21 protein-coding genes are annotated in these 23,996 nt (G+C 73.7%); 11 read left to right on the forward strand and 10 right to left on the reverse strand.

From position 1 onward, the window contains the following. Positions 1–9: 9 nt before the first annotated feature. From C1I99_RS04330 to C1I99_RS04345, 4 genes are all read left to right on the forward strand, one after another. Positions 10–2,100: a PQQ-dependent sugar dehydrogenase gene (locus C1I99_RS04330; protein WP_233512321.1), complete on the forward strand. Its 2,091-nt coding sequence runs from the start codon at positions 10–12 to the stop codon at positions 2,098–2,100. Between the two features lie 133 nt (positions 2,101–2,233). Beyond that, positions 2,234–3,388, forward strand: a complete 1,155-nt coding sequence (locus C1I99_RS04335; protein WP_111132838.1) for a Gfo/Idh/MocA family protein — start codon at positions 2,234–2,236, stop codon at positions 3,386–3,388. Further along, positions 3,385–4,536 (forward strand): DUF993 family protein, encoded by a 1,152-nt coding sequence (locus C1I99_RS04340; protein WP_111132839.1) that lies wholly within the window; start codon positions 3,385–3,387, stop codon positions 4,534–4,536. Before C1I99_RS04335 ends, C1I99_RS04340 begins: the two co-directional genes overlap by 4 nt. After that, the gene (locus tag C1I99_RS04345; RefSeq protein ID WP_111132840.1) at positions 4,533–5,336 is read left to right on the forward strand and encodes a sugar phosphate isomerase/epimerase family protein; all 804 of its coding nucleotides are present in this window, start codon (positions 4,533–4,535) and stop codon (positions 5,334–5,336) included. The genes C1I99_RS04340 and C1I99_RS04345 overlap by 4 nt, the downstream gene beginning before the upstream one ends. Positions 5,337–5,471: 135 nt before the next feature. On the opposite strand, the gene C1I99_RS04350 is transcribed toward C1I99_RS04345, so the two are convergent. After that, a complete protein-coding gene (locus tag C1I99_RS04350; RefSeq protein WP_111132841.1) occupies positions 5,472–7,064 on the reverse strand; it encodes an LLM class flavin-dependent oxidoreductase in 1,593 nt (530 codons plus the stop codon). Between the two features lie 101 nt (positions 7,065–7,165). Here C1I99_RS04350 and C1I99_RS04355 point away from each other — a divergent pair, with 101 nt between their 5' ends. Further along, the gene (locus C1I99_RS04355; RefSeq protein ID WP_111132842.1) at positions 7,166–7,714 is read left to right on the forward strand and encodes a MarR family winged helix-turn-helix transcriptional regulator; all 549 of its coding nucleotides are present in this window, start codon (positions 7,166–7,168) and stop codon (positions 7,712–7,714) included. 109 nt (positions 7,715–7,823) lie between these two features. On the opposite strand, the gene C1I99_RS04360 is transcribed toward C1I99_RS04355, so the two are convergent. Then, positions 7,824–9,041 (reverse strand): PucR family transcriptional regulator, encoded by a 1,218-nt coding sequence (locus C1I99_RS04360; RefSeq protein ID WP_111132843.1) that lies wholly within the window; start codon positions 9,039–9,041, stop codon positions 7,824–7,826. A gap of 81 nt (positions 9,042–9,122) precedes the next feature. On the opposite strand from C1I99_RS04360, the gene C1I99_RS04365 reads away from it, so the two are divergent. The 4 genes from C1I99_RS04365 to C1I99_RS04380 all read left to right on the forward strand — a co-directional run bounded on the left by C1I99_RS04365 (position 9,123) and on the right by C1I99_RS04380 (position 14,890). Then, the gene (locus tag C1I99_RS04365; protein WP_111132844.1) at positions 9,123–10,214 is read left to right on the forward strand and encodes a ferredoxin reductase; all 1,092 of its coding nucleotides are present in this window, start codon (positions 9,123–9,125) and stop codon (positions 10,212–10,214) included. Between the two features lie 13 nt (positions 10,215–10,227). Continuing rightward, positions 10,228–11,370 (forward strand): fatty acid desaturase family protein, encoded by a 1,143-nt coding sequence (locus C1I99_RS04370; RefSeq protein WP_111132845.1) that lies wholly within the window; start codon positions 10,228–10,230, stop codon positions 11,368–11,370. Between the two features lie 251 nt (positions 11,371–11,621). Further along, positions 11,622–12,791, forward strand: coding sequence for an alanine--tRNA ligase-related protein (locus tag C1I99_RS04375; RefSeq protein ID WP_111132846.1), 1,170 nt, complete (start codon positions 11,622–11,624; stop codon positions 12,789–12,791). Positions 12,792–13,072: 281 nt separating this feature from the next. Then, on the forward strand, positions 13,073–14,890 hold the full coding sequence (locus C1I99_RS04380; RefSeq protein WP_111132847.1) for an acyl-CoA dehydrogenase: 1,818 nt from the start codon (positions 13,073–13,075) through the stop codon (positions 14,888–14,890). Positions 14,891–14,998: 108 nt separating this feature from the next. On the opposite strand, the gene C1I99_RS04385 is transcribed toward C1I99_RS04380, so the two are convergent. Further along, positions 14,999–16,471 (reverse strand): MFS transporter, encoded by a 1,473-nt coding sequence (locus C1I99_RS04385; RefSeq protein WP_233512322.1) that lies wholly within the window; start codon positions 16,469–16,471, stop codon positions 14,999–15,001. Positions 16,472–16,572: 101 nt separating this feature from the next. On the opposite strand from C1I99_RS04385, the gene C1I99_RS04390 reads away from it, so the two are divergent. Then, the gene (locus tag C1I99_RS04390) at positions 16,573–16,962 is read left to right on the forward strand and encodes a MarR family winged helix-turn-helix transcriptional regulator (RefSeq protein WP_111132868.1); all 390 of its coding nucleotides are present in this window, start codon (positions 16,573–16,575) and stop codon (positions 16,960–16,962) included. Positions 16,963–17,129: 167 nt separating this feature from the next. Here the strand turns inward: C1I99_RS04390 and C1I99_RS04395 are convergent, their stop codons facing one another. The 6 genes from C1I99_RS04395 to C1I99_RS04420 all read right to left on the reverse strand — a co-directional run bounded on the left by C1I99_RS04395 (position 17,130) and on the right by C1I99_RS04420 (position 21,695). After that, positions 17,130–17,843 carry a polyamine aminopropyltransferase gene (locus C1I99_RS04395; RefSeq protein ID WP_111132848.1) on the reverse strand — a complete coding sequence of 238 codons (714 nt, stop codon included), beginning with the start codon at positions 17,841–17,843 and terminating at the stop codon, positions 17,130–17,132. Between the two features lie 102 nt (positions 17,844–17,945). Beyond that, positions 17,946–18,233: a hypothetical protein gene (locus C1I99_RS04400; RefSeq protein WP_233512323.1), complete on the reverse strand. Its 288-nt coding sequence runs from the start codon at positions 18,231–18,233 to the stop codon at positions 17,946–17,948. Between the two features lie 76 nt (positions 18,234–18,309). After that, complete coding sequence (locus C1I99_RS04405) at positions 18,310–19,218, reverse strand: sulfite exporter TauE/SafE family protein (RefSeq protein ID WP_111132849.1); 909 nt, start codon at positions 19,216–19,218, stop codon at positions 18,310–18,312. Beyond that, a complete protein-coding gene (locus C1I99_RS04410) occupies positions 19,215–19,808 on the reverse strand; it encodes a rhodanese-like domain-containing protein (protein WP_111132850.1) in 594 nt (197 codons plus the stop codon). Before C1I99_RS04410 ends, C1I99_RS04405 begins: the two co-directional genes overlap by 4 nt. 87 nt (positions 19,809–19,895) lie before the next feature. Beyond that, positions 19,896–21,296, reverse strand: a complete 1,401-nt coding sequence (locus C1I99_RS04415) for an MBL fold metallo-hydrolase (RefSeq protein ID WP_111132851.1) — start codon at positions 21,294–21,296, stop codon at positions 19,896–19,898. 129 nt (positions 21,297–21,425) lie between these two features. Continuing rightward, positions 21,426–21,695 (reverse strand): metal-sensitive transcriptional regulator, encoded by a 270-nt coding sequence (locus tag C1I99_RS04420; RefSeq protein WP_111132852.1) that lies wholly within the window; start codon positions 21,693–21,695, stop codon positions 21,426–21,428. 207 nt (positions 21,696–21,902) lie between these two features. On the opposite strand from C1I99_RS04420, the gene eccB reads away from it, so the two are divergent. After that, positions 21,903–23,291, forward strand: coding sequence for a type VII secretion protein EccB (eccB, locus tag C1I99_RS04425; protein WP_111132853.1), 1,389 nt, complete (start codon positions 21,903–21,905; stop codon positions 23,289–23,291). An 88-nt stretch (positions 23,292–23,379) separates the two neighbouring features. On the opposite strand, the gene C1I99_RS04430 is transcribed toward eccB, so the two are convergent. Then, a complete protein-coding gene (locus tag C1I99_RS04430; protein ID WP_111132854.1) occupies positions 23,380–23,985 on the reverse strand; it encodes a class I SAM-dependent methyltransferase in 606 nt (201 codons plus the stop codon). Positions 23,986–23,996 lie beyond the last annotated feature (11 nt).

The following is a 23,996-nucleotide window of genomic DNA, read 5'->3' on the forward strand; positions in this document are numbered from 1 at the left end:
GAGATTCGCGTGCGCAGTAACGGCAGGATCCGCAGATCCGCCCTGGCGGCCGGGCTGACGGCCGCCACCCTCGTCCTGTCCACCCTGGTCGCCGGCCCCGCCCGGGCCGCCGACCCGGTCTACGACCCGATCCCCGAGATGCCGACCCAGTCCCGGCTCGGGCTGGTCCTCACCGAGTACGTCAGCTTCCCGCAGTCGTTCCCCAACCCGGCCCCGGTCGACCAGCGGCTGATGCGGACCGCCCGGATCAACACGATCATGGAGCTGCCGGACGGCTCCGGCCGCCGTGCCGTACCCGACCTTAACGGCAACCTCTACCTGGTCGAGGACGGCGTGCCGCACGTCTACCTCGACGTGGCAGCCACGTTCGCCCCGCAGTTCTTCTCCGGTCGCGGCCTCGGCCAGGGCTTCGGGTACGTCGCGTTCCACCCGGAGTTCGGCACCAACGGCCGGTTCTACACCATCCACACCGAACGGGCCTCGGCCACGACCAAGGTCCCGGACTTCGCCCAGACGAACACCGTCTACCACGGCGTCATCACCGAGTGGACGGCGACCGACCCGGCCGCCGACACCTTCGCCGGCAGCCGCCGTGAGGTACTGCGCATCGGGTTCGGCGGCCAGATCCACGGCGTCCAGGAGATCAACTTCAACCCCACGGCGGAGCGGGACGACAGCGACTACGGCCTGCTGTATCTCGCCGTCGGCGACGGCGGCCTCGGCGTGCGTAACACCGACCCGCAGAACATGGCCGTGCCGCACGGCAAGCTGCTGCGCATCGACCCGCAGGGCACCAACTCCGCCAACGGGCGGTACGGCATCCCGCCGTCGAACCCCTTCGTCGGTCAGGACGGCGCGCTCGGCGAGATCTACGCGGTAGGCTTCCGCGACCCGCACCGGTTCAGCTGGGACCGCGCCACCGGCCGGATGTACCTCGGCCACATCGGTGAGCACTCCGTCGAGGCGATCTACGAGGTCCGCCCCGGAGACAACTTCGGCTGGAGCGAGCGGGAGGGCGCCTTCGTCTTCGACAAGACGGCCACGAACCCCTGCAACAAGCTCTTCCCGCTGCCCAACGACGACGAGCGGTACGGGTACACGTACCCGGTGGCCGCGTACGACCACGACCCGGCACCGGGGTGGAACTGCACCTCGGACGTCGGTGTCGCGGTGGCCGGCGGGTTCGTCTACCGGGGCCGGGACCTGCCCGCGCTGCGCGGCAAGTACGTCTTCGGTGACCTCGTCGACGGCCGGGTCCTCTACACCGAGGCGCACCAGATGCGCCGTGGGCGTGGCCTGGCCCCGACCCACCGGCTCGCGTTGTTCGACGCCGCCGGCAACCCGGTGCGGATGCAGGACCTCTCCGGCCCTGGCGCGCCGGGCAACCCCGAGCGGGTCGACCTGCGCTTCGGCACCGACGCCGCCGGTGAGCTCTACATCCTCGCCAAGGCCAACGGCAAGGTCTGGAAGGTCACCGACACCCGCGAGTACGCCGGTGGCGATGTCGGCGACACCCGCCTGTACCGGACCGCGGGCGCGGAGAACTGGGCGCCGGTGACCCCGTCGAAGTGGCAGTTCACCAACGACGAGGTCATCCTCGCCGAGGCGGGCGTCAGCCGGCCCGGCCCCCGTCGGCCGTTCGAGTACGCCGTCCTGACCGCCGGGCCGCAGTGGTCGTCGGTCGAGGTGGAGGCGCGGGTACGGCTCGACACCCCGGTGGAGGTGACCAACCGGGACGTGATCATCGTCTTCGGCTGGCGGTCGGACACGGAGTTCTACTACGCGCACCTGTCCACCGACAACACGATCTACCCGCACAACGGCATTTTCAAGGTCAACAACGCCGACCGGGAGCGGATCGACCACCAGTGGAACGGCCGGTCCCGCGGCGCGAACCCGGCGATCACCGACGCCGACTGGCACAAGGTTCGGGTGGTGCACCTGCCGGCCACCGGCGAGATCGCGGTGTATGTCGACGGGCGCAAGGACCCGGTGATGACCGCGAAGGACACCACGTTCGGCTCCGGACGGGTCGGCTTCGGCTCGTTCGACAACGTCGGCCGACTGCGTCACCTCACGGTGACCGGGACGCCGGCCTGACCGGGCCCGGCGGGGAACGGCGGCGGCGCTGCCGCCGTTCCCCGCCGGCGTACCGGCACCCGGGAAGACCGGGACGAGGTCACGGCACCCGGCAGTCGGGTGCCCGTAGGACGCGCTTACCTGGAGGGTGGCGATGACGGCACGTGTCCCGATAGGGATCGTCATGAACGGCGTGACCGGGCGGATGGGCTACCGGCAGCATCTGGTCCGGTCCCTGCTCGCGATCCGCGAGCAGGGCGGCGTCCCGCTGCGCGGCGGTGGTCGGCTCTGGCCGGAACTCGTCCTGGTCGGCCGCAACGAGGCCAAGCTGCGCGACGTCGCGGCCCGGCACGGGCTCACCGAGTGGACCACCGACCTCGCCGCCGCCCTGGCCCGTCCGGACGTCTCCGTCTACTTCGACGCCCAGGTCACCAGCGAGCGGGAGAAGGCGATCCGACTCGCCATCGACGCGGGTAGGCACATCTACACCGAGAAGCCCACCGCGACCACCCTGTCCGGCGCGGTCGAGCTGGCCCGCGCCGCCGACGCGGCGGGTGTGCGGCACGGCGTCGTGCAGGACAAGCTCTTCCTCCCCGGCCTGCGCAAGCTCGACCGGCTGGTGCGCGGCGGGTTCTTCGGCCGGATCCTGTCGGTGCGCGGCGAGTTCGGCTACTGGGTCTTCGAGGGCGACTGGCAGGAGGCGCAGCGCCCGAGCTGGAACTACCGGGCAGCCGACGGCGGTGGCATCGTGGTCGACATGTTCCCGCACTGGCACTACGTGCTGGAGCAGATCTTCGCGCCGGTGCGGGCGGTCACCGCGCACGTCACCACCCACATCCCGCAGCGGTGGGACGAGGACGGCCAGCCCTACGACGCGACCGCGGACGACGCCGCGTACGCCATCTTCGAACTCGACGGGGGAGTGGTCGCCCAGATCAACTCGTCCTGGGCGGTCCGGGTCAACCGGGACGAACTGGTGGAGTTCCAGGTGGACGGCACCGAGGGCAGCGCGGTCGCCGGCCTGCGCCGCTGCCGCGTGCAGCACCGCGCCAGCACGCCGAAGCCGGTCTGGAACCCCGACCTGCCGTCCACCGACGACTTCCGGTCGCAGTGGCAGGAGGTGCCGGACAACGACGTGTACGACAACGGGTTCAAGGCGCAGTGGGAGATGTTCCTGCGGCACGTCGCCGAGGACGCCCCGTACACCTGGGACCTGTGGTCCGGGGCACGCGGCGTGCAGCTGGCCGAGCTGGGCCTGCGGTCGGCGCGCGAGGGCCGGCGCGTGGAGATTCCGGAGCTGGCGCCGTGAACACCACGCTCAACCTGCCCGACGGCACGATCACCCTGTCCGGCCAGGGTGGCGAGCACGCCGCGCCCGGCGCGCGCTTCACCGGCCGGGTCGCGTACGCCGCGGCGCACGTCGTCGCCGACCCGCGGGCCGAGAACGTCCCCGGCGCGCCCGCCGCCGTCGACTGGGACGCCACGCTCGCGTTCCGCCGGTACCTGTGGTCGCACGGGTTCGGCGTCGCCGAGGCCATGGACACCGCCCAGCGTGGCATGGGGCTGGACTACCCGACGGCCCGCGAACTGGTGCGCCGCTCGGCGGCGGCGGCCCGGGCCGAGGGGGGCGCGATCTGCGCGGGCGTGGCCACCGACCAGTTGCCGGCCGGCCCGGCCACCCTCGAGGAGATCCGCAAGGCGTACGCCGAGCAGCTCGCCGACGTGCAGGACGCCGGCGCCCGGCCGGTGCTGATGTGCAGCCGTCACCTCGCCGCGGCGGCCCGTTCCGCCGACGACTACCTCGACGTGTACGGCCGGCTGATCGACGACGCGGACGGCCCGGTGGTGCTGCACTGGCTCGGTCCCGCCTTCGACCCGGCCCTCGCCGGCTACTGGGGCGACCCCGACCCGGCCCGGGCCGCCGACACCGTGGTGGCGCTGATCGCGGCGCACGCCGGCAAGGTCGACGGGATCAAGCTGTCGCTGTTGGACGAGGACTTCGAGGTCGCGCTGCGCCGGCGGTTGCCGGCCGGGGTGCGCCTCTACACCGGCGACGACTTCAACTACCCGGCGCTGATCCGCGGCGACGACCAGGGCCACTCGGACGCGCTGCTCGGCGTTCTGGCCGCCATCGCGCCGCCGGCCGCCGCCGCGCTGCGCGCTCTCGACGCCGGTGACCCGGGGACGTACGACCGGCTGCTCGCACCGACGCTGCCGTTGGCCCGGCACCTGTTCGGCGCGCCGACGTTCTACTACAAGACCGGCATCGTGTTCCTGGCCTGGCTCGCCGGGCACCAGGACCACTTCACCATGGTGGGCGGGCTGCAGTCCGGCCGGTCGCCGGCCCACCTGGCCCGGCTGCTCCGGCTGGCCGACGCCGCCGGCCTGCTGCCCGACGCCGAGCTGGCCGCGCACCGGGCGCGGGCGTACCTGATTACCGCAGGGGTGGCGCAGTGAAGCGGTTCGCGCTCAACTCGGCCACCACCAAACGGTGGCCGCTGCCCGAGCTGGTCGCCGGCTGCGTCGACGCCGGCGTTCCCGGGGTCGGGCTGTGGCGGGAGGACCTGGCGGCGTACGGCGTCGACAACGCCGCGGCACTGGTGCGCGAGGCCGGCCTCGCCGTCACCTCGCTGTGCCGGGGCGGCTTCTTCGACGCCCCGGGCTGGCTGGAGGAGAACCGGCGGGCGATCGACGAGGCGGCCGCGGTCGGCGCGCCGGTGCTGGTGCTGGTCTCCGGCGGGCTGCCGGCCGGCAGCCGCGACCTCGACGCCGCCCGGGCCCACGTCGGCGAGGCGATCGGGGCGCTCGTCCCGCACGCGCAGGCCGCCGGGGTACGGCTCGCCGTCGAGCCGCTGCACCCGATGTTCTGCTCGGACCGGTGCGTGGTCGCGAGCCTCGGCCAGGCGCTCGACCTGGCCGACCCGTACCCGCCCGAGGCGGTGGGCGTCGTCATCGACACCTACCACCTGTGGTGGGACGACCAGGTGTGGACGCAGATCGCGCGGGCCGGGCGGGAGAACCGGATCGCCTGCTTCCAGGTCGCCGACTGGGTGACGCCGCTGCCGGCCGGGGTGCTGCTCGGCCGGGGGCTGCCCGGGACCGGCTGCGTCGAGCTGCGCCGCTTCCGGGAGGCCGTGGACGCCGCCGGGTACGCCGGCCCGGTCGAGGTGGAGGTCTTCGCCGAGCAGGTGTGGGCGCGTCCCGGCCGTGCGGTGCTCGACGAGGCGATCGCCGGCTACCTCACCCACGTGGCCTGACCGGGGCCGCGTCCGCCCAGGGGTGCCGCGGTGGCCCGGATCGGCCACCGTGGCACCGTGGGCGGCGTGGCGCTGTGGGGGGCGTGGCGCTTGGGCGGCGTGGCGCACCGTGGGCGGCGACCGGGCCGGCGGCGGTCAGGACACGCCGAGGCGGGCGATCGGCTCGACCAGTTCCCGCTCCTCGTAGGACAGGTGGGATAGCAGCGTGTCGCTGAGCAGGTCGACCGCGGCGCGCAGCTCGGCCATCCCGTCCGGCACGGAGACGAACGCGACCAGGGCGCGGTCCACCCGTTCCAGGACGTCGTGGATGAGGTGGTGCTCCTGTTCCAGCCGGTCGATGACCGGGGCGAGCCGGGCGTCGGCGCGGCGCAGGTGCGGGAACAACGACCGGTCCTCGAGGGTGTGGTGGGTGGTGACCAGCCGGCAGTACGACTCGCAGTAGGTGCCCAGCGTCCACTTGTTCTGCCGCATGGTCATCGTGTTGATGTGGGAGCGGGCGGTGCCGGCGTCCATCGTCCCGGCCGCGACCTGCTCGATGAGGTCGTAGATCTGCGCCAGCTCGGCGCGCAGCCCGTCGTGCACGTCGACGAGGTGCTGGCCGCTGGCCAGATCGTGCGGGGTGTAGGTGCGGTCCGGGTCGCGCGCCGGGCCGGTGGGGCGGGCGGACTCGTCCCAGACCCGGACGCCGCTGCGGCGGATGCCGTCGTCGGGGGTCGGCACGACGGTGAAGGCGCCGGGACTCACTGACGTGGGCCGCTCCGCCGGCCGCGCGGTACGGGCCGGCACCGCTGGCTCCGCCGGCCCGGCTGCGGCGGTGGCGGCGGTGGACTGTTCGGCGGAGGACCGTTCGGTGGCGACGAACTCGCGAACGGCGGGCGCGACCTCGGCGGCGAAGCGGCGCAGGTCGTCGGGGTCGTCGCTGGCCAGGATGAAGGTGCTGATGCCGTCGGTCAGGGCCAGGTCGGCCAGCTCCTCGGCCCACTGCTCGGCGGGCCCGTGCAGCGGGCCCCGGCCGGCCGGGGTGAACCGGCCGTTGATGTTGAGCAGCCGGCGTACGGCGGCGGGCTCACGCCCGGCCTGCCGCGCGGCGTCGTCGATGATCGCGTTGCCCTTGGCGAGGTCGCCGGGTTGCAGGTAGCCCAGCGACGGCAGCCAGCCGTCGGCGTGGCGGCCGGTCAGCGCGAGCATCCGGGGCTTGTAGGCGCCGAGCCAGATGCCGATGTCGTGGGCGGGCGCCGGGCCGCGCTTGGCACCGACCACGCGGTGGAATTCGCCGTCGACGCGGACACCGCCCCGGGCCTGGGCGTCCCAGACCTGGCGGATGATCTCGATGGCCTCCTCCAGGGCCTGCACGCCCTGGCCGGGAGAGAGCTTGCGCCCGCCCATCGCCTCGATGGCGTCCCAGAACGCTCCGGCGCCCAGGCCCAGCTCGATCCGACCGCCACTGAGCAGGTCGAGGCTCGCCACGCCGCGGGCGAGCACCGCCGGCGGCCGCAGCGGGAGGTTCGTGACGTTGGCGGACAGGTGGACCCTGCTGGTACGCGCGGCGACGAAGCTCAGCAGCGTCCAGGTGTCCAGGTGGGCCGGCTGGTACGGGTGGTCCTGGAAGGTGACCAGGTCCAGCCCGACCTGCTCGGCGAGGGCGGCGAGCGCCACCACCCGGGCCGGGTCGGCGTTGCCGGGCGTCAGGAACGACCCGAAGGTCAGCGGGTGGCCGTAGTCGCTCATCGAAGTCCCTTCCAGCTCCCTGAAGTGTTGCCAGCCAGATGTTATGTCATACAGAACATCTTTTGCCAACATGGTCTGTCGCGCTCGGCTATTCTCGACGGATGACCGGTGCGACCGCGGCACATCCACGGCCGGATCCGCTCGACGACGACCTGGGTTGGATGCTGGGCGTGGTCTTCCGCGCCTACGTCAAGGCCGCCGACCAGGCGCTGGAGGGCATACCCGGTGGGCCCCGCGGCTACCAGGTGCTGACCGCGTCCGTCCGGGAACCGGCCCGCAACCAGGGCGCGGTCGCCGAGGATCTCGGCATCGACCGCACCGTCCTGACCTACCTGATCGACGATCTCGAACGGCGGGGCCTCGTGCAGCGCCGCGCCGACCCCGCCGACCGGCGCAGCCGTCTCGTCTGCGCCACGGACGCGGGCCGGGCCGCGTGGGAGCAGCGGCAGCAGGCGCTCCAGCGCGTCGAGTCACACCTGCTCGGCGCGCTCGACCCGGCCGACACCGCGACCTTCCGGACGCTGCTGCAGCGTGTCGCCTGCACCGTGCAGCGGCTCGACCCGCTGACCGACCTGTGCGAGGCGGTGGCGCAGGTACGGTCCGACGACGATCCCGCGCCGGGGCGACGCCGGACCCGGCGCGGCCCCTGACGCCGCCGGCGGTGGCCGGCCCGCGCGTGCCGGCGATCCCCGCGCCGATCGCCCGTGCGGCCGGCGAACGGCGCGCCCCGATGCGGACCGACGTCGGGACCTGACCGGTTCAGTCCGATCCCCGCGGCGGGACGGCCAGGGCGACGGTCAGGTCGAGCACGGTGGCCGGGTCGTGGAGACGGTCGCCGTACAGCTCGCGGAGCTGGCCCATCCGGTAGCGCACCGTCTGCGGATGGACGAAGAGGTCGGCGGCTACCTCGTCACGCCGGCCGTGGTGCAGCAGCCAGGACCGCAGCGTCTCGGTGAGCCGGTCGGCGGTGGTGCGGGGCAGCGACGACAGCGGCTCCAACACCCGGGCGCGCAGGTCGGCGAGCCCTTCCGGGTCGGCGCTGAGCACCAGTTCGGCCAGGTGCCGCTCGGTGTCCAGCGCGGCACCGTCGGCGCCCGGGGCCAGGTCGAGCGCCGACGCGCGTACCGCCCGCTGGTAGGACGAGGCCACCCGGGTCCACGGGCGGGCGGGGCCGACCACCGCCCGGCGCCCGCGCAGCACCCGGACGAGCTGCCGGCGCCGGTCGCCGTGCGCATCGGGCACCACCAGCACCGCCAGCTCCTCGTCGGGCCCGGCCGGTAGGTCGTCGCTCTCCAGGGTCTGCGGGGGCAGCAGGGCGAGCGCCGCCCGCAGGTTTGCCCGCGGCAGAAGGACGACCGTGAGGGTCTGCGGCGGCGGCCAGTCCGCCCGCTCGGCGCTGCGCAGCAGCACGTCCTCGGGTTCCCCGGTGAGCAGCTGCCGGGTGAGCCGTTCCAGGTTGCGCCGCCGGGCGCGGCCCGCGCTGGCCAGCTCGTCGGCGTGCCCGGCCACGCTGGCGGCGGAGAGCTCGTCGATGTAGGCGAACATCAGCTCGGCGAACTGGGCGACCGTGGCGGCGGACAGCCCGGCCTGCACCGTGGTGGTGGCCATCTCCCGCCAGGAGACCCGGGCCCCCACCCGGTAGGCCGCCAGCAGCGCGTCCATGCTGCGGCCGGAGCGCGCCTCACCGCTGCCCAGGGCGTACGCGGCCTCCAGGGCCGGCGCGAGCGGGGTGCTCGGATCGGCGGCCTGGGAATGTTCGACCAGTTGCAGGAATGTGCCGAGCGCGATCTGCACCGCGTTCTCGATCTTGTCGCGCATCTGCCCGGTGAGCGTGCCCGAGTAGCTGGGCACCTCGGCGGTGATGGCGGTGACCGTGCGCTCGGCGAGCAACGGCAGGCGCTCGCGCAGGGCGCCGGCCACCGGCGCGTCCAGTTCCAGGCGGGCCGCGCGTCGGGTGGCCTCCGAGCGTTCGGCCATTGTTCCCTCCGCACAAAGTGACTCGGCCGGTTCACCTTCCCAGGCCAAGATTCTATGCGCTGCCGCGGGGAGCATCGACTTATGACCACCACCGCCCCGCGCCCACCCGCGCCGGCGTCGCTGCGGCGCCGGATCCTGCGGCTCGCCGCGGCGGTCACCACCCCGCTGCTGCCCGGCGACTACCTCGACCTGGTCGCTCCGCTGCGCTCCGGCGCCGACCTGCGGGGCCGGATCCTCGCCGTCCGCCCGGAGACCCCGGACGCGGCGACCGTGGTGATCCAGCCTGGCCGCGACTGGCGTGGCCACCGGCCGGGGCAGTACGTCCGCCTCGGCGTCGACGTCGACGGGGTACGCCAGTGGCGGGCCTACTCGGTCACCTCGGCCCCGGGACGCCGGGGCGACCCGATCTCGATCACCGTGAAGGCCATCCCGGACGGGGTGGTGAGCAACCACCTGGTCCGGCGGGTCCGCCCGGGGGCCATCGTCCAGCTCGACCAGGCCCAGGGTGACTTCGTGCTGCCCGGAGACCCGCCCGCGCGGGTTCTCTTCGTGACCGCGGGCAGCGGGATCACCCCGGTGATGGGGATGCTGCGCGCGGGTGCGCTCGCCGGCGCCGACGTGGTCCTGGCGCACTCGGCGCCCACCCCGACGGACGTGATCTTCGGCGCGGAGCTGCGCGACCTCGCCGCGCGGGGCGCGATCCGCCTGGTGGAGCGGCACACCGACACCGACGGGCTGCTCGGGGTGCGCCAGCTCGCCGAGCTGGTGCCCGACCACCTCGACCGGCAGACCTGGGCCTGCGGCCCGGTGGGGTTGCTCGACGCCCTGGTGGAGCACTGGGCGACCGGCGGGCAGGCCGACCGCCTGCACACCGAGCGGTTCCGGCCGACCATTATCACCCCCGGCGAGGGCGGCACGGTCACCTTCGGCCGGTCGGCGGTGACCGTCCAGGCCGACGGGGCCACCCCGTTGCTCGACGCGGGCGAGGCCGCCGGGGTGCTGATGCCCTCGGGCTGCCGGATGGGCATCTGCTTCGGCTGCGTCCTGCCGCTGCGCCAGGGCGCGGTGCGCGACCTGCGCAACGGGGCGCTCACCACGGCGGTCCCCGGTGACGGCGTGCTGATCCAGACCTGCGTGTCGGCCCCGGCCGGCGCCTGCGACATCGACCACTGACCGGAGTACCGACGTGACCGTGATCCAGAAGAAGCCCGTCAACCCGATCGCCCACCTGAGCGCCGAGGACATCGAGGCCCTCGGCGCGGAACTCGACGCGATCCGGGACCGGGTGATCGCCTCCCGGGGCGAGCGGGATGCCCGGTACATCCGCAAGGTCATCTCGACGCAGCGCAAGCTGGAGGCGGGCAGCCGCGTGGTGCTGCTGTTCTCGCTCTTCCCGCCGGCCTGGATCGTCGGCACCGCCGGCCTCGCGGTGGCGAAGATCCTGGACAACATGGAGATCGGGCACAACGTCCTGCACGGCCAGTGGGACTGGATGCGGGACCCGAAGATCCATTCGACCAGCTGGGAGTGGGACCACGTCTCCCCGGCCGACCAGTGGAAGCACTCGCACAACGAGCTGCACCACCGGTACACCAACGTGATCGGCAAGGACAACGACCTCGGCTACGGCATCATGCGGGTCGACGAGGACCAGCCCTGGCACCCGGTCCACCTGGGCCAGCCGCTGTGGAACCTCCTCAACGCCTGCTTCTTCGAGTACGGCATCGCCGCGTACGACCTGGAGCTAGGCCGCAACCTGCGCAAGGGCCGGCACAAGGCCCCGGAGTTCCGCGCCCGGGCCCGCGCGGTCGGCCGCAAGATCCGCCGGCAGGTGCTCAAGGACTACGTGCTGCACCCGCTGCTGTCCGGACCGTCCTTCCTGCACACCCTCGCGGCGACCTTCACCGCCAACCTGATCCGGAACGTGTGGAGCCACTCCGTGATCATGTGTGGGCACTTCCCGGAGGGCGTGGAAACCTTCGCGAAGACCTCGATCGAGGGCGAGACCCGCGGCGAGTGGTACCTGCGGCAGATGCTCGGCTCGGCCAACATCAGCGGCAGCAGGCTGCTGCACCTCATGACCGGCAACCTGTCGTTCCAGATCGAGCACCACCTCTTCCCGGACCTGCCGAGCAACCGCTACCAGGAGATAGCCCCCGAGGTGCGGGCCCTGTTCGACCGGTACGGGCTGTCCTACACCACCGGCTCGCTGCCCCGGCAGGTGTTCTCCGCGTGGCGGAAGGTCGTCCGGCTTTCCCTGCCCAACCGGGAGAAGACCCGCCCGGCCGGCGACCGGCCCGCGCCCGCGCTCGCGTCCGCGGGCGCCTGACCGTCCCGACGCCGCCGTCGGCGCGATTCGCGCTGGGCGGTGGCGTCCTGGTGCGCGTACAGTCGACGGCATGGAGATCAGGCACCAGCACGCCGCCGCGGCCGCGCGAGCTTCGCGCTCGTCGGTCGCCGCCGCCTGACCTCCCGACCACCCGCCGGCGACCGGAAACGGTCCGCCGGCCCTCCCGTGGCCCCAGCCCGCCGGTCCCGGCGCGGACCCTTTCCGGTCGCCCACCCGGAAGGGCCACCGCCATGACGTACGACCCGATCAGCCGCACCTTCGTCGACTTCTTCCGCAAGCGTGGCCACCAGCCGGTGCCGGACGGTTCGCTGGTCCCACCACCGGGCGACCCGGTGCTGTTCACCACCTCCGGGATGCACCCGCTGACGCCCTACCTGCTCGGACGCCCGCACCCGCTCGGCCGGCGGCTGGTGAACGTGCAGCGCTGCCTGCGCACCACCGACCTCGACGAGGTCGGCGACCGCACCCACCTGACCCTGTTCCAGATGCTCGGCTCGTGGTCGCTCGGCGACTACGACATCTCCCAGAGCCTGCGCTGGGGCTACGAGTTGCTGCGGGACGGCTTCGGCGTCGGGCCCGACCGGATGCACGTGACCGTCTTCGGCGGCGACCACCAGGTCGGGCCGGACGAGATTGCCCTGCGGACCTGGGGCGAAATCGGCCTGCCGGTCGAGCTGACCGGGCCGGAGAACTGGTGGTCCAACGGCCCGACCGGGCCGTGCGGGCCGGACTCGGAGATCTTCGTCTGGACCGGCGACGGCCCGCCCCGGGGCACCCCCGGCACGGACGAGCGGTGGATGGAGGTCTGGAACCACGTGCAGATGCGCTACCACCGGCACGACGACGGTCGGCTCACACCGCTGCGGCAGCCCAACGTGGACACCGGCATGGGCCTGGAGCGCCTGGAGATGGTGCTGCGGGGTCACCGGTCGGTCTTCGAGGGCGAGGGCCTCGTGCCGTGGGTCGGCGGCGTCTCCGGGTGGGGCCTGCCGGAGCAGCCGCTGCGCCTGGTCTGCGACCACCTGCGGACCAGCGTGGTGGTCGTCGGCGACGGCGTCCGCCCGGCCAACACCGGCCGGGGCTACGTGCTGCGCCGGCTGCTCCGCCGGGTCCTCACCACCCTGTGGCGGGACGACCCGACACGCAGCCTCTCCGACCTGCCGCCCGAGCCGGTAGGGCACACCCTCGACCGGTTCGGACAGCCGGTGACCGTCGGCGAGGTCCGCGAGGTGCTCACCGCGGAGGAGCGCCGGTTCCGGGGGCTGCTGCGGCGGGGACGACCGGTGGTCTCCCGGCGCCGGTCCCGTGGGCCGCTCACCGACGCGGACTACCGCGACCTGCACGACACCCACGGGCTGCCCCGCGATCTGGTTGACAGCCTGCTCGACGAGGCCGGGTGATCGCGGGCAACGGCCGACGACGCGGTGCGGCAGACGCTGCGGCTCTTCGTGACGTGGCGGCGGTCACGATGCGCCGCGCAGCTTGCGGCGTACCTCCGGGCCAGCGGGTCGTGCTGGGGCAGACCCAGGCCGCGCGGCGCCGAGCCGCTGGCTCCCGTTGGACGTGGGCGGCGCGGCGGGCCGACGGTTGGTGCGTCGGTCGGCCCGATCGGCCAGGATGAGCTGCGGGGTGGTCACGCCACACGACGGCGGGCCCCGCCCCGGCCGACGGAAGGAGATCCGTGCCATCCACTCTGCTCTCGGTCCGCGACCTGCGCTTCCTGCTCTACGACTGGCTGGACGTGACGCGGTTGACCGAGCGGCCCCGCTACGCGGAGCACTCCCGGGACACCTTCGACGCGGTGCTGGAGCTCGCCGAGCGGGTCGCCACCGAGCGGTTCGCCCCGCACAACCGGGCCGCGGACCTCACCGAGCCGACCTTCGACGGCCGGCGGGTACGCACCCTCCCGCAGGTCAAGGCGGCCCTCGACGTCTTCGCCGAGACCGGCCTGCTGGCGGCGAGCCTGGACGCCTCGGTCGGCGGGATGCAGCTGCCGCACGCCGTGTCGGCGGCCTGTTTCGCCTGGTTCCAGGCCGCCAATGTGAGCACCGCGGCGTACCCGTTCCTGACCCTGGGCAACGCCAACCTGCTGCTGGCGTACGGCAGCACGGAGCAGGTCGACACCTGGGTCCGGCCGATGGTGCGGGGACGCTTCTTCGGGACCATGTGCCTGTCCGAGCCGCAGGCGGGCAGCTCGCTGGCCGACATCACCACACGGGCCGAGCGGCAGGACGACGGGACGTACCGGCTGTTCGGCACCAAGATGTGGATCTCCGGCGGTGACCACGAACTGGCGGAGAACATCGTCCACCTGGTGCTGGCCCGGATCCCCGGCGGCCCGCCCGGGGTCAAGGGGATCTCGCTGTTCATCGTGCCGAAGGTGCTCCTCGACGACGGCGGCGCGCTCGGCGCCCGCAACGACGTGGTGCTGGTCGGTCTGAACCACAAGATGGGCTACCGGGGGACCACCAACACGCTGCTCAACTTCGGCGACGGGGTGCACCGGCCGGACGGCCACCCGGGCGCGGTCGGCTACCTGGTGGGGGAGCCGCACCAGGGGTTGGCGCAGATGTTCCACATGATGAACGAGGCGCGGATCGGCGTGGGCGCCGGTGCCACCGCCCTCGGCTACACCGGCTACCTCAAGTCCCTGGCGTACGCCCGGCAGCGGCCGCAGGGGCGTCCGGTGGCCGACAAGGACCCGACGGCGCCACAGCTGCCGATCGTCGCGCACGCCGACGTCAAGCGGATGCTGCTGGCGCAGAAGAGTTACGTCGAGGGTGCGCTGGCGCTGGTGCTCTACTGCGGGCGGCTGCTGGACGAGCAGAATACCGCGCCGGCCGAGGCCGACCGGGAACGGGCCCGCCTGCTGCTGGACATGCTCACCCCGATCGTGAAGAGCTGGCCGGCGCAGTGGTGCCTGGCCGCGAACGACCTGGCCATCCAGGTGCACGGCGGGGCCGGCTACACCCGTGACCACGACGTGGAGCAGCACTGGCGGGACAACCGGCTCAACCCGATCCACGAGGGTACGCACGGCATCCAGGCGCTGGACCTGCTCGGCCGCAAGGCGACCATGCGGGGCGGTGCCGGGCTGGCGCTGCTGGTGGAGACGATCCGCGCCACGGTGACCCGGGCGTGGAAGGCAGAGGGTGAGGCCGCCGAGCTGGCCGCCCGGCTCGGCGGGGCGCTGGACCGGGTCACCCTGGTCACCCGCCGGCTGTGGGACACCGGCGATCCGCAGATGGCGTTGGCCAACGCCAGCGTTTACCTGGAGGCGGTCGGGCACGTGGTGGTCGCCTGGATGTGGCTGGAGCAGCTGCTCGCGGTGGAGGCGGCGGGCGGCGCGGGTGACGGGCCGGACGTTGCGTTCCACGCCGGCAAGCGGCAGGCCGCGCGATACTTCTTCCGCTACGAGCTGCCCCGCACCGGCCCGCAGTTCGACCTGCTGGAGAGCCTCGACCGGACCACCCTGGAGATGCGCGACGACTGGTTCTGACGTCGACCAGTCGTCGGGCGACGGCCGGGGTGGGGGCACCCGCGACCGGTTGCGCACGCCGGACCGACGGCCCGCCGGGTGTCCGGCGGGCCGTCGGCCGGCAGCCGCTCACCGGTGGTGCGTCACGCGGCGACCCCTGACCAGCGCCGCCAGGCTGAGCGCCAGTCCGACCAGCGCCACCGCGGTGACGAGGTTGATGCCCGGGCGGAACTGGCTGAAGTCGGCTGCCCGGCGGGTTGCCTCGTCGCCGGACACCAGGGCGGTGACGACGGCGAGCACCAGGGCGGCGCCCACCTGGCCGGAGGTCTGCACCAGACCGGAGGCCAGCCCCTGTTCGGAGTCGTCGATACCGTCGGTGGCCTGGGCGGTGATCGAGCTGAAACCGAAGGCGAAGCCGCCGCCGAGCAGGAGCATGGTCGGCAGGATGGTCAGCAGGTAGTGCGGCGCGTTCCCGGCGGTCAGCAGGAACCACAGGTAGCCCAGGGCGAGTGAGGCCATGGCGGCCAGGATCACCCGCCCGGTGCCGTACCGGTCGATCAGGCGGGCGACGAACGGTGCGCCGAAGGCGACCAGCAGTCCCGCGGGCAGCAGGGCCAGCGCCATCCGCAGCGGCGACCACTCCAGGACGTTCTGGAGGTAGAGCGTCATGACGAACTGAAAGCTGAGATAGCTGCCGAACAGCGCGACCATGCTGATGTTGGCCCGTACGACGGCGCCGGAGCGCAGGATGCCGAGCCGGATCAGCGGGTGTCGCACCCGGCGTTCGGTGGACACGAAGCCCACCAGCAGGGCGGCCGCGGCGACGGCGACGGCGACCGTCACCGGGTCGAGCAGGCCCCGTTCCGGAGCGGTGACCACGGCGTACACGGCCGCGAGCATCCCGCCGGTGAGGCTGAGCGCGCCGACCAGGTCGTGCCCGCCGTCGGCCGCGGGCCGGTCCCGGGGGATCAGGGCGAGGCCGGCGGCCAGGGCCGCCACTGCCAGCGGTACGGGGATGAGGAAGGTCCATCGCCAGCCGAGGCCGGTGAGGAGTCCGCCCATGATGAGGCCGCTGGAGTAGCCGCTGGCGCCGAAGACCGTGAAGATGGAGAGCGCCCGGTTCCGGGCCGGCCCGGCGGGAAACGTGGTGGTCAGGATGGACAGTGCGGTGGGGGCGGTGAAGGCGGCCGCGAGGCCCTTGACGAAGCGGGTGGCGACGAGCAGCGTGCCGTCGTCCACCAGGCCGCCGACCAGGGACGCGACGGCGAAGACGCCCAGCGCCACCAGGAAGGTCACCCGTCGGCCGAGCAGGTCCGCGGTGCGGCCGCCGAGCAGCAGCAACCCACCGTAGCCGAGGACGTAGCCGTTGACGATCCATTGCAGCGAGGCGGTGGACAGACCGAGGTCGGCCCCGATGGAGGGTAGGGCCACGCCGACCATCGAGACGTCGAGTGCGTCGAGGAACAGCACGGCGCAGAGCACACCGAGGAGTCCCCAGAGCCGCGGCGTCCAGTGGGACGCGGCGCGGGCGGGCCCGTCGGCAGGCAGCGAGCCGGCCGGTGTCGTGATGACCGGCGTCGTGCCGGTGGCGTTGTCGATCACCCGACCGACATTAGATGCGGGCACATCTAATGTCTATGCATCTTATGCGTCAGCATATAATTGCGTGCACAGAAATCACGACCGGGGGTACGATCCGCGCGATGATGTCCGAGGTTGACCTGATCGAGCGCTGGCGCTCGTTGCTGACCAGCTACAACCGGGTCTCCGGCCAGCTCGACCGGGCCCTTCAGGAGCGGCACGCCCTCACCCGGACAGAGTTCGAGACGCTCGACCGGCTCGTCGTCTGGGATGGTGACAAGCGTCGCATGCAGGATCTGGCGGGGGACATGTATCTCAGCCAGAGCGCGCTGTCCCGCACCGTCGACCGGCTGGAGAAGCGCGGCCTCGTCCGGCGGGCGATCTGCGAGGCCGACCGCCGTGGCGTGTTCGTCGCCGCGACGGACGATGGCGTCCGACGGCACGCCGAGGCCCGGCGGACCTACCTCGCTGTTCTGGCTGATCATCTGCCGCCGGCTGCCCCGCGCGGCTGACCGGCCCGGCTGTCGGCCCGACTCGTGCCGATCCCCGGCCAGCCGCGACCCGGCGCAGACCAGACCACGATCCGCGCAGGCCACGACCGGCAACCGGTCGGCACCCGGCCGGCTCAGTCCGCTGCCGAAGAGAGCAGCAACCAGGGGCCGCTGGCCGAGCGGGCGGGTCAGCGTTGGGCGACGTAGACGGTGTTCGCCGACTCCCCGCCGGTGAGCGGGTTGGGGAACCGGACGACGTGCGCCCGCGCGGTACGGAACACCTCGGCGAGCACCCGCTCGAACTCGGGATCGGGCGGGTCGTCCGACCAGAGGGCGAACACCCCGTCCGGGTGCAGGTGCCCGGCGAGCCGCCGCAGCCCGCCGGGGCTGTAGAAGGGGGCGTGGCTGGGGTGCAGCACGTGCCGGGGCGAGTGGTCGACGTCCAGCAGCACGGCGTGGAAGCGCCGACCCGGAGCGTCCGGGTCGAAGCCGGTGGGACCGGCGACGGCGGCGAAGAAGTCGGCCCGCACCAGCCGGGTACGCGGATCGGCGGCCAGCCCCGCCGCGAAGGGGAGCAGACCTCGCCGGTGCCAGTCGATCACGTCTTCGACCGCCTCCACCACGACCAGCGTGCGGACCCGGTCGTCGGCCAGCGCCGTCCGCGCGGTGTAGCCGAGGCCGAGGCCGCCGACGACCACGTCGAGGGCCTGCGCGCCGAACGGGGCCAGGCCCAGCCGGGCCAGCTCGATCTCCGCGACGGGGAAGAGGCTGGACATGAGGAACTCGTCGTCGAGCTTGACCTCGTACACCTCGACACCGAGCGACGGGTCGCGGCGCCGGCGCAGGCTGATCGCGCCGAGCGGGGTCTCCCGCCAGGCCAGTTCCTCGAAGCGTGCGCCCACGCCGCCGGATCCTACCGACCGGCGCGGCCGGCGGCGGCCGGCGCGCCGCCCGGCCGCGGCGGCCCGGCTGATCCTGCGCCCTGACGTCCGCCCCGCCGCCGGTCAAGCCCGGGTCGCGACGACGACGGTGTCCAGGGCGTCGAGCGTCGAGCCGTCGGGTCGGGCGACCGGGCGGCGGGCCGTCTCCGCCCGCTCGACGCGCAGCCCGTCGAGCGCGGCGACGACCTGCTCCGGGGTGAGCAGGATCGCCGGATCCCGCGGACCGCCGGTGCCGCCGCCCCGGCCAGCCAGACCGCGTTGCGCCCCTCGCCGGCCGCCACGTCCACCGCCCGGCCGGGCGGCAGGCCACCCAACTCCTCGACCACGAACCGGTTCGGCTGGTCGCTCCACACCAGTTCGGGCGCGGCCGCGTACCGCGCGTCCCAGTCGCTGCTGTCCATGTCGGCTCCTCTCCCGCGTGAGCCTCTCACCGGGCCGCGACCGCGCGCAGAGCGCGGCAGACCGGCGACGGGATCCACTCGCGCCCGCCCCGGCACCCGGCGGCGAGCAGCGCGACCGCCGCGACCGTACCGGCGAGCCCGGCGACGGCGGTCCACAGGAGTGGGTCGCCCCGCAGCTGGCCGGGTAGCTGCTGGCCGAGGACGAGGACGCCCATCACCACCACGAACCAGCCGAACGCCGGGCGCAACACCTCTTCCCGGATGTGCCCTGTCAGGCGGCCGCCGGCGAGGCTGCCCACCACGGCGGCGGCGGTCACCGCGGCCGCCAGGCCCCAGCCGACGCTGACGGCGGAGAGGTATCCCGCCAGGCCCGCGAGGGACTTCATCGCGATGACGACGAGGGAGGTGCCGATCGCGACCGGCATCGGCAGACCGCCGAGCAGGGTCAGCGCGGGCACCACCAGGAAGCCGCCGCCGGCCCCGACCAGGCCGGTGACCAGGCCGACCAGGACACCGTCGAGGACGACCCGCGGTACCGGGAGTTCGTGTGGCACAGGCTCGCCTCCGGTGCCGCGCCGGCCACGGATCATCGCGGTCGCGGTGGCGAGCATCATCAGGGCGAATCCGGTGAGCAGGACCGCCGCCGGGACGGACGCGGCGAGGCGCCCTCCGGCGTACGCGCCGGCCATGCCGGCGACCCCGAAGACCAGACCCGTGCGCCACCGGATCCGCCTGGCGCGGGCGTGCGGCAGCACACCCACCGCGCTGGTCACCCCGACGACCAGCAGTGAGGTGGCGATCGCCTCCTTCGCGGGCAGGTCGGCGACGTAGACCAGCAGCGGTACGGCGAGGATGGACCCGCCGCCGCCGAGCAGGCCGAGGCTGATCCCGATGAGGACGGCCAGCCCGACGGTCAGCGCGAGGCCGCCGGTCATGCCCGCGGCCCGGCACGCAGCTGGCCGACGACGCTGTCCAGGTCACAGCGGGCGCCGCGGTTGTACGGCAGCTTGCCGAGCAGCGTGCCCAGGGCGCAGGTGTTGGTGACGGCGGCGACGGTGAGGCCGGCGCCGACAAGGCCGGCGACCCACGTGAGGTGGGGCACGAACAGCGAACCCAGGATGCTGACCAGGACGACCGAGCCGGCGACCAGGCGGACCTGCCGCTCCAGGTCCCAGCGCGGGACGCCCCGCGTGGTCGGGGCGTCGGCGGCCCGCCAGGCCGTCATGCCGCCGTCCAACACCGTGAGGTTGGGCAGGCCGACCGGGGCGAGCGCTTGCCGGGCCTGGCTGGCGCGGGCGCCGGAGCGGCAGATCAGCACCACGTCCTCGTCGAGGTGGTTGCGCAGTTCCGCACGGTGCTCTCGGAGCAGGTCGAGCGGGACGTTGTAGGCGCCGGGGATGTGCGCGGTCTCGAACTCGGCCGGGGTACGCACGTCCAGCAGGCGCGGCGCGCGGCCGGAGTCGATCAGCTCGCGCAGGCTGGCGGCGTCGAGCGTGGTCGGGCGGGGGGCTTCCGGATCGCTCATTCTTCCTCGTTCGGGTTCATCGGGCGGACTCTGGGCAGGGGTGGCCAGGCCGCCGTCGGTCGGTGCCGGCTGGTGGGTCGGATCAGGTCAGCCGTTCCCGGCCATGGCGACGCCGGCGGCCTCGGCCCGGCCGAACGTGTCGTCGATGACGACGACCTCGCGGCCGGCGTTGGCCAGCAGTGACGCGGCCGCGGTGGCCCGGTAGCCGGAGCCGCAGTGCACCCACACGCTGCCGGCGGGCACGTCGGCGAGCCGCTTCGGCAGGTCGGGCAGCGGGACGTGCACCGCACCCTCGATGTGCCCGCTGGTCCACTCGTTGGTCATCCGTACGTCGAGGACCACGTCCGGGGTGGGCAGCTCCGCAGGGGGGTCACCGGCACGGGCGGCGGCCAGTGCGGGGAAGTCGGCCATCCGCAGCTCGTGCAGGTGTCCGCGGTCGGCCGCCCACTGCTCTGGCGTACCGGTGGCCTGAGCCGCCGGCCGGTCGATGCCGATGCGCACGAGTTCGCGCTGGGCGTCGGCGACCTGTTCCGGCGTCTCGGCCAGCAGCGTGATCGGCGTCCCCCAGTCGATCAGCCAGCCGAGCCAGGTCGACATCGGGCCGTCGAGCCCGAGGCTGACGGTGCCGGCCAGGTGCGAGGCCGCGTACGCCTTGCGGTGCCGCAGGTCGACGACCCACTGCCCGGCGCTGATCCGCTCACGCAGTTCGGCGGCGTCGGCCCGGGCGACCGGGGTGAGGTCCACCGGGGCGGGGCCGGCGAGGTTGGCCACGCCCATGTGGGCGTAGTACGCCGGGTACGTGTCCAGCCCGGTCAGCGTCTCCCCGACGAAGTCGTCGGCGGCCAGCCGCAGCACGGGGTTGGCCTGCCGCTCCCGGCCGATCGTCGACTCCGGCGCGTCGGCCTGGCTGGCCGAGCAGAAGCTGCCGAACCCGTGCGTGGGCCACACCTCGGCCCCGTCGGGCAGCAGGTCCGCCAGCCGCTTGGCCGAGGCGTGCTGGTGGTGGGCAAGCTCGTGGGCGTGCTGCCGGCCCTGCAGGTCGGTGCGACCGGTGGTGCCGAACAGCAGCGAGCCGCCGGTGAAGACCCCCAGAGGCCGCCAGCCGTTCTCGCCCGCGGCGTCCAGGACGTAGGACAGGTGGTGGAAGGTGTGCCCGGGGGTGGCGACCACCCGCAGCCGCATGGTGTTGGAGACGGTGACCTCGTCCCCGTCGGCGACCGGGACCCGCGCGAAGTCGACCTCGTCGGCCGCGGCGACCAGGTAGTGCGCCCCGGTGATCCGGGCCAGCTCCCGCCCGCCGGAGACGTAGTCGTTGTGGATGTGCGTCTCCACCACGTGGGTGATCCGCACCCCGGTACGGCCGGCCAGGTAGATCACCCGGTCGATGTCCCGTTGCGGGTCGACCACGATGCCCACCTCGCCGTCGGAGGTCAGGTAGCTGCGGTCGCCGAGGGACGACGTCGCGATCACGGACACGTCCACTGCCATTGCCGTTCTCCCATCCAGATCCATATACCCTCGGGGGTATGCAACGAAGAGACCCCGGCGTCGATCGCGCACGCCAGCGGTCTACCCGCCCACGCCCCGACTACGCGACGTGGGTCGGTGCGATCGGACTCAGGCGAGGGCGAGGAACAGCTTTTCCAGCTCCTCCTCGGTCATCTCCGGGGCGTCGCCGCGCTCTCGGGCGGCGGTGCAGTGCCGCATGCCCGACGCGATGATCTTGAAGCCGGCCCGGTCGATGGCCTTGGAGACGGCAGCGAGCTGGGTCAACGCCTCGCGGCAGTCCTGCCCGCTCTCCATCATCTCGATCACCGCGTTCAGCTGCCCCCGCGCCCGCTTGAGCCGGTTCAGCGCGTCGGCGGTCATCTCGGGTCGAAGCTTCACCGTCCACCTCCGTTCGCAGAAAGCTCGCCGGCCGTGAGAAGGCCCGGGCCGCAGCGGTCACCTCGCTGCTTGCCCAACATACCCCAGGGGGTATCTGTCCTGCCAATGGGGCGGTCGGGCGGCGGTGCCGGTGGCGACACGCAGGGTCCTCGGGGCATCGACGCACCGCATATCCTGTGCCCCGACCCGTGCCACGGAAGGGATCCCATGCCGTCGCGGCAGGACCAACTGCACTCGTACCAGTTCACCATCCAGCGGGCGGTCGCCGCCCTGGTGATGCGCGAGACCGATCCGGCGCAGTCGCCGTTCCGGCGGCTCGCGGGCGCCGGGCTGGCCAGCGTCCTGGTCGCGGCGATCGGGCTGGGCGGCTTCGCCCTCTACGGCCTGTTCGCCGGGGGCGGCAGCGGCTGGCGGGACACGGGCGCGGTCATCGTGGAGAAGGAGTCGGGAGCCCGGTTCGTCTACCGGGAGGAGAAGCTGCACCCGGTGCTCAACTACGCCTCCGCCCTGCTGATCATCGGCGCGGACCGGCCGAAGACGGTGCTGGTCTCCCGGCGCTCCATCGAGGGGGTCCCGCGCGGGCTGCCGCTGGGTATCGCCGACGCCCCCGACTCGCTGCCCGCGCCCGGCCGGCTGTCGACCGCGCCGTGGACGGTCTGCTCCGTGGCCACCGACGGCGACCGGTCGGAGCCCCGCTCGGCGCTGCTGATCGGGGTGGACGCCGCCGGCGGCCGGTCGCTGGCCGAGGATGCGCTGCTGCTGCGGCACGCCGACGGTGGCCTGCACCTGCTCTGGCGCCAACGCCGCTACCTGGTCCGGGACGCCAACCGGGTGCTGGCCGCGCTGGCGGCCACCCGGGCCCGGGCCGTCCCGGTGGCCCCGGCCCTGCTCAACAGCCTGCCGGCCGGTGCCGACCTGGCTCCGCTCGCGCTGCCCGACGAGGGCGAACCCTCCGCGCGGGTGTCCGGGGGGCGGATCGGCGAGGTCTACCTGGTCCGCAACTCCGGCGGCGGGCGCCAGTACGCCGTCGCGCTGCGCGACGGGCTGGCCGGGATCACCGAGTTGCAGGCCAGCCTGCTGCTGGCCCGCACCGGCCAGAAGGAGCCGGAGCCGATCACCCTCGGGCGGTTCGCCGCGCTGCCGAAGCTGCCCGACCTCGCGCCGACCGGGCCCACCGCCCCGCCGACCGTGCCGCCCCGGCTGGCCGCCCCCGACACCGGGACTCTCTGCACCCGGGTCGGCGACGACGGCGGGGTGGTCGACGTCCGCCTCGGTGTACGGTCGCCGGACCTTGCCGCCGCGCCGCGTACCGCCGCCCCGGCGACCGCCGGCGGGGTGCTCGCCGACCACGTCGTGGTGGAGCCGGGTCGGGGCGTGGTCGTCGAGGCGGTGGCGTCACCCGGCGCGTCCGGCGGGGCGGTCTCAGTGATCACCGACCTCGGCCGGCGGTATGTGCTCTCCGGCCGCGAGGTGCTCGGCATGCTCGGCTACCGGGACGTCCGGCCGGCCCGGTTGCCGGCCGGCCTGGTCAGCCTGGTGCCGGCCGGCGCCACCCTCGACCCGGCCGCCGCGCGGGTCGTCGCCGCCCCGGCCTGACCCGCCTGCCCTGCCCAGGGGCGGCGGCGCCGGCCGGACCGGCTGCGGGTGCCCACCGCGACGCCCGCCGTCCGCACGGTGTGGGTGTTCAGGCGGCCGGGCGGCGCAGCACGGTGACCGCGAAGTCGTTCTCCTCCCGCCACGGGCGCAGGTCCCAGGTGGCGAAGCGGTGCTCCACGCGCAGCCCGGCGGCCACCGCGTCGGCGTCGAAGTCGGTCAGCGGGTAACCCCGGTCGGTGCCGAAGCCGACCGCCATCACGCCGTCCGGGCGCAGGTGGGCGGTGATCCGGCGGAGCACCTCCCGCTCGGTGCCCGGCGCGACGAACGCCATCACGTTGCCGGCGACCACGGCCCCGTCGAACGGCTCGGGCTCGCCGACCGCCGCCAGGTCCAGCTCGGCGAGGTCGGCGACCAGCCAGCGGGGCCCCGGGTGGTCGACCCGGGCGGCCTCGACCAGCACCGGATCGGCGTCCACCCCGATCACCGTGTGGCCCCTGGCGGCCAGCTCCGCGCCGACCCGGCCGGTGCCGCAGCCGGCGTCGAGGATCCGCGACCGGGGTGGCACCAGCGTGTCCAGCAGCCGGGCCTCCCCGGCCAGGTCCGCCCCCTCGGCGGCCAGCCGGCGGAACCGGTCGACGTACCACTGCGAGTGCTCCGGACCGGTGTCGGTCGACCATCGGGTCGGATTGGCCATACCCCTACCGT

The organism is Micromonospora deserti (assembly GCF_003236335.1).
Classification (GTDB): Bacteria; Actinomycetota; Actinomycetes; order Mycobacteriales; family Micromonosporaceae; genus Micromonospora; species Micromonospora deserti.